Source organism: Pseudomonas sp. FSL R10-0399 (genome assembly GCF_009600165.1).
GTDB classification, from domain to species: domain Bacteria; phylum Pseudomonadota; class Gammaproteobacteria; order Pseudomonadales; family Pseudomonadaceae; genus Aquipseudomonas; species Aquipseudomonas helleri.
The window spans coordinates 1-12,120 of record NZ_WIWK01000051.1 but is presented as its reverse complement, the minus strand read 5'-3'; the positions used below and the strand labels follow the sequence as shown (position 1 = coordinate 12,120).

14 protein-coding genes are annotated in these 12,120 nt (G+C 45.5%); 2 read left to right on the top strand and 12 right to left on the bottom strand.

Annotated features, from left to right (window positions below):
• Positions 1 to 18 precede the first annotated feature (18 nt).
• Positions 19 to 186 carry a DUF2897 family protein gene (locus tag GHO41_RS15685; RefSeq protein ID WP_082148642.1) on the top strand — a complete coding sequence of 56 codons (168 nt, stop codon included), beginning with the start codon at positions 19 to 21 and terminating at the stop codon, positions 184 to 186.
• 134 nt (positions 187 to 320) lie between these two features.
• On the top strand, positions 321 to 878 hold the full coding sequence (locus tag GHO41_RS15680) for a TetR/AcrR family transcriptional regulator (protein WP_153434071.1): 558 nt from the start codon (positions 321 to 323) through the stop codon (positions 876 to 878).
• A gap of 60 nt (positions 879 to 938) precedes the next feature.
• Here GHO41_RS15680 and GHO41_RS15675 read toward each other — a convergent pair whose 3' ends face one another.
• From GHO41_RS15675 to GHO41_RS15620, 12 genes are all read right to left on the bottom strand, one after another.
• Positions 939 to 1,268 (bottom strand): helix-hairpin-helix domain-containing protein, encoded by a 330-nt coding sequence (locus GHO41_RS15675; RefSeq protein ID WP_153338082.1) that lies wholly within the window; start codon positions 1,266 to 1,268, stop codon positions 939 to 941.
• A gap of 112 nt (positions 1,269 to 1,380) precedes the next feature.
• Entirely contained in the window at positions 1,381 to 3,375 is a 1,995-nt protein-coding gene (locus GHO41_RS15670; protein WP_153390213.1) for a nucleoside-diphosphate sugar epimerase/dehydratase, read from the bottom strand.
• Between the two features lie 83 nt (positions 3,376 to 3,458).
• Positions 3,459 to 4,634, bottom strand: a complete 1,176-nt coding sequence (locus GHO41_RS15665; protein WP_178110004.1) for a DegT/DnrJ/EryC1/StrS aminotransferase family protein — start codon at positions 4,632 to 4,634, stop codon at positions 3,459 to 3,461.
• 49 nt (positions 4,635 to 4,683) lie between these two features.
• Complete coding sequence (locus GHO41_RS15660) at positions 4,684 to 5,700, bottom strand: ketoacyl-ACP synthase III (RefSeq protein ID WP_153434070.1); 1,017 nt, start codon at positions 5,698 to 5,700, stop codon at positions 4,684 to 4,686.
• A gap of 4 nt (positions 5,701 to 5,704) precedes the next feature.
• Positions 5,705 to 6,367: a NeuD/PglB/VioB family sugar acetyltransferase gene (locus GHO41_RS15655; protein ID WP_178110011.1), complete on the bottom strand. Its 663-nt coding sequence runs from the start codon at positions 6,365 to 6,367 to the stop codon at positions 5,705 to 5,707.
• Positions 6,367 to 7,104 (bottom strand): SDR family NAD(P)-dependent oxidoreductase, encoded by a 738-nt coding sequence (locus GHO41_RS15650; RefSeq protein WP_153390215.1) that lies wholly within the window; start codon positions 7,102 to 7,104, stop codon positions 6,367 to 6,369. Before GHO41_RS15650 ends, GHO41_RS15655 begins: the two co-directional genes overlap by 1 nt.
• A 20-nt stretch (positions 7,105 to 7,124) precedes the next feature.
• The gene (locus tag GHO41_RS15645) at positions 7,125 to 8,207 is read right to left on the bottom strand and encodes a ketoacyl-ACP synthase III (protein ID WP_153434069.1); all 1,083 of its coding nucleotides are present in this window, start codon (positions 8,205 to 8,207) and stop codon (positions 7,125 to 7,127) included.
• A 51-nt stretch (positions 8,208 to 8,258) separates the two neighbouring features.
• The gene (locus GHO41_RS15640; RefSeq protein ID WP_153390175.1) at positions 8,259 to 9,296 is read right to left on the bottom strand and encodes an aromatic ring-hydroxylating dioxygenase subunit alpha; all 1,038 of its coding nucleotides are present in this window, start codon (positions 9,294 to 9,296) and stop codon (positions 8,259 to 8,261) included.
• Positions 9,297 to 9,453: 157 nt separating this feature from the next.
• A complete protein-coding gene (locus GHO41_RS15635; RefSeq protein ID WP_153390177.1) occupies positions 9,454 to 9,669 on the bottom strand; it encodes an acyl carrier protein in 216 nt (71 codons plus the stop codon).
• A 10-nt stretch (positions 9,670 to 9,679) separates the two neighbouring features.
• The gene (locus GHO41_RS15630) at positions 9,680 to 10,297 is read right to left on the bottom strand and encodes a sugar transferase (RefSeq protein ID WP_153390179.1); all 618 of its coding nucleotides are present in this window, start codon (positions 10,295 to 10,297) and stop codon (positions 9,680 to 9,682) included.
• Between the two features lie 26 nt (positions 10,298 to 10,323).
• The gene (locus GHO41_RS15625; protein ID WP_178110005.1) at positions 10,324 to 11,223 is read right to left on the bottom strand and encodes a glycosyltransferase; all 900 of its coding nucleotides are present in this window, start codon (positions 11,221 to 11,223) and stop codon (positions 10,324 to 10,326) included.
• Complete coding sequence (locus tag GHO41_RS15620; protein ID WP_178110006.1) at positions 11,213 to 11,962, bottom strand: glycosyltransferase family 2 protein; 750 nt, start codon at positions 11,960 to 11,962, stop codon at positions 11,213 to 11,215. The genes GHO41_RS15625 and GHO41_RS15620 overlap by 11 nt, the downstream gene beginning before the upstream one ends.
• Between the last annotated feature and the right edge of the window lie 158 nt (positions 11,963 to 12,120).

Sequence of the window (12,120 nt, the reverse complement as noted above, 5' to 3'; positions counted from 1 at the left end):
CCCTTCAAGGAGAACACAATGCCCTGGTATGGTTGGATAATACTCATCGTAGTCATCGGCGCTATAGTTGGCGGCCTGATGACCCTGCGTGACACCGCCGACAAAGTGGAACTGACCGATGAGCAGCGCAAACGCGTTGCTGAACGCAATGCTGAAATGGACGCAAAAGAATCAAAGGACCGGTAAAACGTGGGCAGTCCTCAGCGCTCGTTCAAGGATGAGCTCTGAGGACAAATGCCTATACACAAATGCACGAAGTGTCTGTGCAATGGCTCGAAACTCAGGGCTATGATGCGTCATTGCATTAAGAGGCTGCAGCCATGCGTTACTCACCCGACCACAAAGCCCTGACGCATCAACGCATTATTAAAGAAGCCGCCTGCCTGTTTCGACGTGACGGGATTGGAGCAACCGGCCTGCAGCCCCTGATGAAATCACTGGGCCTGACCCACGGTGGCTTTTACGCTCACTTCGCCTCTAAAAACGAACTGGTTGAAAAAGCCCTGCAACAGGCAGCATATGAAGTCGATGGCCTGTGTGCCGATATATTCAGCCAGCCGCAGCCGCTGCATGTGTTTATTGATGCTTACCTGTCGCAATGGCACGTGACCTCGCCCCATGAAGGCTGCCCATTGCCAACCATGTCTGCAGAAATGGCACAGCAAGGACATGCCAGCCCGACGACCGACAGCATTATCAACGCAAGGCTCAAACAAATCGAAAGCACGCTGCCGGGCACAGAGGCGCAAGATCAGAGCATCATGATATTCGCCAGCTTGGTGGGCGCATTGGTGCTTGCCCGAAGCGTTGAAAGTGACGCGTTAAGAGAAAAAATCCTGGATGTAACACGTAAAACACTGAAGCAATCAGTCGAGTAAAAGCGGCTGCAAACAAAAAAGGCCAGTCATTGACTGGCCTTCTGCATTCCCGCGCTTTACTTAGTTAACGGCAACCCGATCCCGGTTTTTGTCGAAAATGGCCTTGCCTATGCCTTTGACTTCCAGCAACTCATCAGCCGAAGCAAAAGCACCGTTTGCCTCACGGTAAGCAACGATTGCTTTAGCCTTGGCGGCACCAACGCCGGACAGTTCGCGCTGAAGTGTCGCCTCATCTGCCGTATTGAGGTTGATTGTCATCACTTGAACATCAGGTGAAGCCGCCGCAGCCACGACCGGTGCACCTGCTTCGGCCACAGGAGCAGCATGAGTCACGCTGGAAACACCGACCATCAAAGCCAAAAACATCGAAGAGAGAAAGGCAATACGCATAAGTGACACTCCAATACATCGTTAAGTGGAAACAGCTTTCCTGAGCTGTACTCCAAACTTAGGCGATGGTTGGAGGGTGTCAAAAATGTGTCAGTTGCAGGGTGTGTATTGACTAGGGCTCAGTCCGATGCTGCAGGTGAATCCAGTCCACAATTTCACCCTCAGGTGAATATCCACTGACTGTTTCACGTAACAATTGTCGAACTCGTGGATAGTCGTCCTGATCTACTGCGTCAAGCAATTGTTCAAGTTTTTGCTTGAGTTCACTCCAAGACAACATGTCCTCATTGGCACACATGATCATTGGATGCTGCGTAGCGATTACGTTGTCGCCAATCAGCAATTCTTCGTAAAGCTTTTCTCCAGGACGAAGCCCTGTGAATTCGATTTCAATGTCGCCATGCAAGTTCTTATCGGAGCGCACGCTTAGACCTGAAAGATGGATCATCTTCTCAGCCAGTTCGACAATGCGTACCGGCTCACCCATATCAAGAACAAAGACATCACCACCCTGCCCCATGGAGCCGGCCTGGATAACCAATTGGGCCGCCTCAGGAATGGTCATGAAGTATCGGGTAATCTTAGGATGAGTGACAGTCAGTGGGCCACCGGCTTTGATCTGCTTATGGAATAGAGGAATCACTGAACCCGATGAGCCCAACACATTGCCGAAACGAACCATAGTGAAACGAGTTTTATTGACCCTGACTACGTTTGAATTATCGCCCAGCAAGACAGGGGCCACCTCATGGCTGAGAGCCTGAAGCGTCATCTCAGCTAATCGCTTGGTACTCCCCATCACATTGGTCGGGCGTACGGCCTTGTCTGTGGAGATCAAAACAAAGTTCTCCACTCCTGCCTGAAGGGCTGCCTGAGCAGTGTTGAGTGTGCCGATAACGTTATTAAGGACCCCTTCCGCGATATTGTGCTCAACCATGGGCACATGCTTATAAGCCGCAGCGTGATAAACCGTATCAACCTTCCAGGTATTCATCAGATCGAGCAGCTTCTGAGAATTCCGAACCGATCCCAAAATCGGTAGCACTTTAACCGAGAGCGATTCGCGACTCACCTGTTGCTCAAGCTCAGAAAGGATGCTGTAAAGATTGAACTCGCTGTGTTCGAACAGTAATAACGTTGTTGGGTTCAACGACAGAATCTGACGACATAGCTCAGAGCCAATTGAGCCTCCCGCGCCCGTGACTAAAACACATTGACCTTTGATGCAATGCTCCAATAAATCCGCCTGTGCGGGCACTGCATCACGTCCCAGTAAATCAGCGATATCCACTTCCTGGATATCGTCAACCTTGACCCGGCCGCTTGCCAAGTCCATGAAGCCGGGAACACTGCGTACATGCAGCGCAAAGCCCTCTAGCAATCCCAATATCTCGCGACGACGTGCACGTGATGACGAAGGAATGGCCAAAAGTAGTTCTTGAGCGCCAGTTCGATCGATCATCTGCTGCATATTTTCAGGCTTGAAAACCTGCAAGCCTGAAATAACTCGATCAGCAATGCTTTCATCATCATCAATGAAAGCCACGGGCCGCATCAGCCGGCCCATGCGCAATGCAGCAACCAACTGGTTACCCGCAGCACCCGCACCGTAAATAGCGACTCGTGGTAGTCCATCATCACGACTGGTAAAAGGCACGTGTTGGGCTGCGGAAAACCAATCCCCCAAGAAGTACTGACGCATGGCCAAGCGTAAACCGCCCAACATGATCAGACTCAGCCACCAATAGTTGAAAATGATCGAGCGCGGAACGACGTTATCGTGATTGCTGTACCAGTACACCACCACCGCCAGGATCAGCGAAGACAAGCTGACTGCTTTAATGATGGCGATGAGGGCATCATTGCCGAAATAGCGCATGACTGCGCGGTACATGCCAAAACGGATAAACAGGGGAATGGCTACTAAAGGCGCGGCGACAAATAGCCAGACATGCGCAGTAACCGGGTTGATCATATCGTCAATCCCCAGTCGAACAACGAAGGCTAACCATAAGGCTAGCCAAACGAGCATGATATCCGATGCTACCTGAATGGCTCGTTTTTGCCGTCGAGACAAATTGAGTAAAAAAGATCTAATTATAGCCATAACATCTTTGAACACCTGTGCAGATCCAAAACCAATACGCAGTCTGCTTTATGCAAACCTAGTACTTATAAAGTAGCACCTGCTTACAAAGATGCTTCCTTCACAACACTGCTCAATATCTCGCATGTCATGTCTATCTCTTGGACTGTCAACGTAGGGTGAACCAAAAACATCATGCTTGTTTCACCTAGTTCTTTGGCGTGTTCAAGACGTTGCGCAGGCCTCCATCCAGTATTGTCAAAAGCCTTTTCAAGATAAACCTCTGAGCACGAGCCTGAAAAGGCAGGTACCCCTTGGGCAACAATTTCATTAAGAATGCGATCACGGGACCAGTCTGCTTTAAGGCACTCAGGGCGCACAAACACGTAGCACTTATAGGCGGCATGAACGTCACTTGCTGCCAGGTCAGGTACCCGAAGAGCAGGTAACTGCTTCGCAGCGTTCCAAATCTGAAGGGCATTATTCAAACGAGTTGCCTGCCAGTCATGCATACGTCGCAACTGAATACGACCTATGACAGCTTGCACCTCCAGCATCCGCCAGTTCGTACCGAAGCTCTCGTGCAGCCAGCGAAATCCGGGGGTATGCTCACGCTCATAGACAGCTTCCCAACTCTTGCCGTGATCTTTGTATGCCCACATATCCAACCAGAGTTGGCGATCATTAGTCGTAACCATGCCCCCCTCACCACCTGTTGTCATGATCTTGTCCTGGCAAAAGGACCAGGCACCGACATGGCCAATAGAACCAACCGGACGGCCTTTGTAATAAGCTCCGTGAGCTTGAGCACAATCCTCAATAATCTTGAGGCCAAACTCATCTGCCAATGCCATGATTGGATCCATATCACATGACCAGCCTGCCAAATGGACACAAATCACCGCTTTAGTGCGAGGAGTCAAAACCTGGCGGATGGTTTCTGCAGTAATATTCTGCGAATTCAAATCCACATCGGCAAAAACTGGTATTGCTCCGGCATTTACAATACTTGAAACTGAAGCCAGGAAAGTGCGAGAGGTTACTATCACCTCATCACCAGTGCCAATACGAAGGGCTTTTAATGCCAAATCCAGGGCGACAGTCCCATTTGCCAAAGCCACGGCATATTCAGTCCCAGACCACGTAGCAAATTCTTTTTCAAAAAAGCGAGTTTCCTGACCAGTCCAATAATTAACTTTATTCGACAAAATCACGGCACGGACTGCATCAGCTTCTTCATCAGAAAAAGAAGGCCATGGAGAAAAATTAGTATTTAGCACAATTAACCTCTGCGTAGACGCTGACCATCAATTATAAGTTTCATGAAGCTTACCATTTAATAATACAGCCAGCCCAAGAATACCCTACACCAAAACCAACACCTACAACTGTTTTGCCCTCAACTAAAACGCCTTTATTTAACGACTCTTTAAGCGCGATAGGAATACTGCTTGAAACAGTATTACCACAGTGTGCAAACTCTGCAATAAACTTTTCAGAGGGCAGTTTAATTCTGCGCCGCAAAGAATCGAGCATAAATTTATTAGCTTGATGAAACGCAAATAAGTCAACCTGATCAATCGTAAATTCATCATCAAACAACGATGTAAATAGCTCAGGTACACGGCGCATAGAAAATTCAAAAATAGCAGAGCCATTCATGTACAAATTGGCATCAGTACGAGAATTTCCACTGTCATCCGTATAAAGATCGGGCTCTAAATTGAGTGCCGCCGGATGGCGAGCGCCTCCAATAGGTACAATTAGATTTTTAGCACCCGCACCATCGGTGCCATAACGAAATCGATCAAGAAACGGGCCACCTGCAGACGCCTGAATCAACGTTGCTGCAGCGGCGTCCCCAAACAAAGTCCTAACACTTTTGTCTGCGGGATGAATAAATTTGCTATAGCTTTCCGCCGTCACTAATAAGATATTTTTTGCTTGCCCTGTTTCAATCAATCCTTTGGCTAACCCCAAACCATAAATAAAACCTGAGCAGCCTTGATTGTAATCAAAAGCTCCGCACAGTGTCGAAAGCCCTAGACGGTACTGCAAAATACAAGCAGTAGCAGGCAAAAAGTAATCTGGGCTTTGAGTACACAGAATAATAAAATCAATCTCGGATCGATCGATAGTACCTGTTGCTAATAGCTTTTCACACGCAAGAAACGCCAAATCAGACGCACATTCATCCTGCGCAATAATTCGACGATCGCTGATTCCTGTTTTATTAAATATTTTATCTACGTTCCACTCGGGAAACTCACGCGCCAGTTCATCATTAGTCAGTGAGTTAACAGGAAGGACATATTCAATAGCTGTGACTCGGGCAAATACATTCATTTGATCATCCGGAAATACGTTTGGCTGGAACACCGAATACCGTAACACCTGGCGCAACTTTTCTGATGGCTACGCTCCCGGCACCGACAACTGCGTACTCACCCACTACAACCTTGGGCACAACAACCGCGTGAGAACCTAGAAATGCACCCTCTAACAATTTACCCCCCCCCGTTACATCACAATGACCACTCAGTGTGCAAAAGTCTGATACCAAGGTGTCATGGCCAATGGTGCAACTAGAGTTAATGGTGACAAAGTCACCGACAACTAAATCCGTTGAAAGGACTGTGAACGGGCAAATGACAGATCCCTCGCCAATTTTTACGCGGGGACCGACAATCACAGTAGGGTGAAGCAGAGTGTAAAAGTTTGTGCCTTTAACTTTTAATTTATCTGTTAATGTTTTTTTGACGCGAGGATTGGCAATTGCACAGACGACATATATGTCATCTGCAGGGACAAAATTTTCGACAGTTGACAATATAGGCGGAAGATCAGAAAAACCATTTAGGGCATCTCCGGAATCATCAATAAAACCGGAAATTATCCATTCAGCGGTGTTCGTCGAACGAAGAGTTCCCTGGCTAATAAGATCCAAAAGCCATGCATAAACTTCACGCCCAAAACCACCCGCCCCCAAGATTACAAGTTTATTTGTCTTGATCATGCAAGGTAGCCCCCATCAACAACCATAGCAGTGCCAGTAACCCAACGAGCTGCTGGTGAAAGAAGATAGTTAACTGCATAGGCAACATCGTCTGCCTTGCCAAAACCGAGAGGATGCCGCTGTTCGATCGCAAGCATTGAGTCAGCACCCACTAAAGACTCTAATGTATCGACTAGCTCAGTTTGTACGACCCCAGGAGCAATTGCGTTAACACGAATACCTTCACGTGCCAACTCTACGGCTGCCGCACGCACCATAGCCTCAACAGCCCCCTTGCTTGCGCAGTAACCGAGGAGCGCGGGTTCGCCAGCTTGGGCCATTACAGAAGAAATCAAAACAATACTGCCACCAGAAGCACATACCCCCTTCTGACGAAAAGCCTTAATTAGTAAAAAGCCTGAAGTTACATTGGTTGCCATGATCTTATCCCAATGCCCGGCACTCATAGCTCGAATTGGCATTGGCATCTGTACACCAGCAGCATGAACCAATCCATCCAGAGGAGATGTCCTTTTAACAACTTCCTTCAACCATTGAGAAACATCAGCACCAGACAAGAAATCAAATAACTCAATTGAATGACCTGCACCTTGTAACTGGCTAAGGGTAGACTCCAGGCGCGTCATGTCACGAGCAACTAATGTTAGACTTGCGCCCTGTTTACTAAGCCAAATAGCAACTGCACGCCCGATCCCTGAAGAAGCACCTGTTACCAGTATGTGCTTGCCAAGCATCGAAAAAGGATTCACCTCTGTCACATTTCACCTTCGGTTTCAGAGTTGGAAGTAACGGTAAGCGAGCTAACCCAGACATTATCAAAATCAGCTATACATCCTGCCCAAGAATACCCGACGCCAAACCCAGCTAACATGAAGCGGCCAGATAAATGACTGCCTGCTTTATTCTGATGAAGACTAAGTGCAAGAGGAATTGAAGCGCAACTTGTATTGCCAACATCTTTCACATCCAACACTACCTTTTCAGGTGGTAGTTTCATCCGTTTAACCAGATGCTCCAGCATGAAGCGATTAGCTTGATGGAAAACATAATGATCGATCTCTTTTCCACTTGCTGTATTTGCTTCATGAAGAGCCTTCACGAGTGCCGGTACGCGAGCCAGAGTAAATGCAAAAATCTCCGCACCATTCATGTACAGGTCGTAAGGCCCTCGAACTCCTGGTTCTGAGGTTTCAGTCGACTGACCATGGCGGTCTCGGAAACCTCCAGACGGCACGATCAGGTTCTTGGCTCCTCTCCCATCTGTCCCCATGACAAAGGGCATATCAGGAGCAGACGGATCATGTTCCAATATCGTTGCTGACCCAGCGTCACCAAATAATGCTGCGACCGAACGATCTGCAGGAGAGACAATTTTACTGATGGTATCGCCGACCAATAACAAAGCACGTTGACTTCCACCACCAGACAAAAGTGAACCTGCTACCCAGAGCCCGTATGTATATCCTGAACACCCCAATGCGATGTCAAATGCTGCAGCGTGCATGGGTAGATTTAAGCGTTCTTGTAAGATGCATGCAGTGGCTGGCAAAGTGAAATCATGGGTCTGTGATACAAAAATCAAAGTATCAATAGTTGATCTGTCAATATTCAGATCACTTATCAGGCGTTCAGCTGCTGCGACACATAGATCTGAGGAGCACTCACTAGACACCACATGACGACGTTCTACTCCCGTGCTAGACCTGATCTTGTTGAGATTTTCAGCACCAAATGCATCAGTAAGGCTGGTGACCTCGGCAACGTGAGCCGGCACAGCACAAGCTATTCCTTTGACACGAACATTTTTGACCGAACGGATGTGATTATTGCCAACCATCTTAAACTCCTGCTGTTCGAGTTTTGCGGGCTTGTATATTCAAAAGGCTCTTCAAGAAGATTTATTCCACTCTGCACAAGAGCGTCTAAAGTGCAGGAGTTTTTGTTCTAGCGTACTCGTGAATTTTGGCGCAGAGGTAGACCATGACTTGGCAGGAATACGTTTGCAAATTTGATGATCCTCATCAAATACTTGACGATTAATTTGAGCACTAGAGATAACAAAAGAAGATGTAATTTCTTTATATTTGGGCTCACTGTTTTTCACTGGATAAAGCCGACTGGTAAAAAAAGAAGACTGCGCATCTGAAGAGGGAAAAAAACTTTGCATCGAATACGAGTAACCATACGTAGAAGAAATCATTGAAAATGGAAAAATAAAAATACTCATATACCCTTGATAAGGCTCTGTTACCGAATAAAATCGATTCAAGCTTCTAAGACGCTTGGCAACCTTTTCATCTTCAACTGGTGAATACCATATTGAATTCTCGCCGTAAAACTCATTTTGACCAACACCTAAATTTAATGTTGCAAGCGTATTGGTATGTATTAACGGTATATGATAAGGCTCTAGAGCATTTTCTAGAGCAATGGTCCAATCACACTCAAAAGGGTATCTGTTAAAGTCTGCACGACTATCAATATCACCTCCAATCCTAACAAGCAAATCACTGATAACAGGCCCAAGTTGCTCTTTTAGGATTGTATGCGGCTTTATAGCAAAAAACACAAGCTCACCGATAACTTCCAGTTTAAACTCATTGAGCCGGGCACTGGCAATATCACAGCCTTGAAAAGTCTTAATACCTGCCACATTGACTTTACCGCGAGTGTAACTCCAGCCATGGTAAAGACACTTTACCATTTGATTACCATAGTCTTCCGTAAAAAAACGAGCTCCACGATGAGGGCATAGATTATCGAACGCTACAAAATTACCTTTGTCGTTAATAACAACCACCTCAAAATCTTGTATCTCAAAAAGTACAAAATCTCTATCATTCGCCAACTCAGACATGTGGGCAATTGGATGCCAATAAGACCGTACTAAATCATCAGCAATTTTAACAGAATCCAACACTGCCATCTTTTACGCTCACATAGCCAATATAAAAAATTTCAGAATATATATCCGCGCAACACATCTTATAAACTAACACTCGTGTTGCACGCAAAAATCAAATACCCGGAAAATTATTTCCGGGTTTGATAACTTAGCGCTTACCTCTTTTTTAAAGTTACAACTATATGGTAATAAGCGCCACAATATCTGACACTTTCACGCACTCATTCAACTTTTCTGCTGAAAGTGTTTTATCCAAACGTTCATCCGCCAATGCCATAAAGGTAACGACAGCAATCGAGTCCCACGCCAGATCTGCGAGTGTATCGTCAAGGCTCACCGTCCCTTCATCTGCTTCCATTGCTTCTTCGATAAGGCTCAGAATTTTTTCTTGCATAGCATTTTCCCTACGATTTATCAGTAGTACGTTTTTGCTCAATGGACCCGGTGAAGGCTTCCATAGTCGCGTTATTTTCCTGCGAAATGCCTTCTTTTATAAGCACTTTTTTTATGGTTAGAAAAAGAATTTTTATATCGAGCCATAGCGTGTGGTTGTCGACATACCAGACATCAAGCTTGAATTTCTCATCCCAACTTAAACTATTACGTCCATTGATCTGAGCCCAACCTGTTACGCCGGGCTTAACCTCATGCCGTCTTCTCTGTTCATCCGAGTAAAGCGGTAGATATTGCATCAGCAAAGGCCTAGGTCCAACTAAACTCATATCACCCTTCAAAACGTTCCAGAGCTCTGGCAGCTCATCCAGACTGCTCGAGCGTAAAAAACGTCCAAAATGTGTCATCCGCTCACTGTCTGGGAGAGGCCGACCGTTACTATCGACCGCATCACGCATAGTTCGAAACTTAATCATGAGAAATGATTTCCCGTGCAAACCTGGTCTTTCCTGTTTAAAAAGAACAGGAGACCCCAGTTTTCTTCGAATCATCCAAGCGACAATCAAAATGACGGGGGATAAAATCAACAATCCGTACACCGAACAAATAATATCAAATAGTCTTTTCATATATTATATTCACTTACTAATACACACTAAAAAAATAAAAAAATAATGAATACAAGAGCTTTACTCTCTTTGTTAGAGCGCCGAAATTGGGATACCGTTTTAGCAAGGGATATTTTATCCATTAGCGAATTTCTTTTTATGCGATCGACGACTGCAGAGGCCTTAGCATCAGCCCCCGATTTTTCTGCTATCCAAAGAACATTTTCGCGATACCAACCGCTGCGCAATAGTTTAAGTCTGGCCACCAAACCTGCAAATGCACTCATTGAGCCAAATACATTCCCGGCATGCTGACGATAAAAAATGTGTGCTTCCTGATCGAAGACCCAAGGAATATCATTAGTCCTGCACAAAGCATAAATTAACCAGTCATGAGAGCGCCCTTTAAAACTATCAATATTGATAGTTTTTTTTTGAATCAACAAGCATGTCTCACGCGTGAATACATATGTACACCCTGCGGACGCACCTTGAAATATAAAGTCGAATTTTTTTTGAGGCTGACTTTTGTCTATATAGTTTGCACGAAATGAAGTGTTGTCATACGACACCAAATTTGATGAGTAACCGCCGGCCCCAACTAAACTCATGTGACTTAGAGCTGATTCCAATTTAGTGGGAGCCCAGATATCATCTTGATCAGCCAAGCTGATATGACTAAAACCTTCAAAATCCGAAAAATTCAAAAGCTTAAAAAAATTCCCAGCGGCGGACCCAGTAAACTCTCCGAAATTATCAACAATAGTAGTATTTGAAAAACGAGAACTGAATTCTTTAATAATATCTACGGTCGCGTCAGTAGAACCATCGTCCCGTATAAACAAATGCCAATTTTCATGGGTTTGCATTTCAATAGTACGAAGCTGTTCCCGTAAATATTTCTCACCATTATAAGTAGCAAGCAGAACAGCAACTTTATTTGACACGTTCAAGCCTCTTATCAAGAAACCTAGCTAATAATTTAAAAAAACATAAGACATCTGCCGCTCTGGATTTCAAAACGACAGACAGCGCCCTACGTTGTGATGGGGATGCATTAGTTGAATGCCGTCTATAATAAATTTTACTTTCATTAACAAAACAGACACTACCACTTAATAAAGTACAGCAACCCAACCACCAATCATGCATCGATATACTTGTCGGAAATGGCAGCGCTATTTTCAGCATGGATCGTCTGAAGCATAAACAGCACCCGATGAATTGATTTCGAAGGAGCTGTGAAGTAATTGTCAATTTAGGTTCAAGCCCTGCAGGGTAGAAAGAGAGTCCCGTCTTCTCTTGGAATGCTAAAATTTCCGCATTTACCAATACAGCTGAAACTTCTGGTTTAGACTTGAATATAGCCAAGCACGTATCGACTCTTCCTGGCATCCAGATATCGTCTTGGTCTGCCAGAAAAACAATATCATTTTGGGCATAAGAAAGTGCAGTTTCAAACGTTTTCACCACTCCAGAGTTATAAGCGTTTTTAAAAACCTTTACCCTTGGATCTTTAGCTGAATATGACAAAAGCAACTTATATGTTGCATCAGAGGAGCAATCATCCACAACAACAAGCTCATCGGTACCTGCCAACTCGCTGAGTACTGAGTCAATTTGCTCGCGTAGATATTTTTCTCCATTGTAGGCAGCCATACAAACAGTAACACTTAAGTCTTCCATTTTGAAACCACTCGAAATTGTACACATGAGCTTTGTATTTGACTTAATACTCACTTTCCGTCGAACTCAGGCACTTTGAACGGGCGGCCGCAAAAACTGAGTGCAACACCTGACCTTTCCGGTACGGTGCTGCCACTATGTCCTATCACGAACTCAGT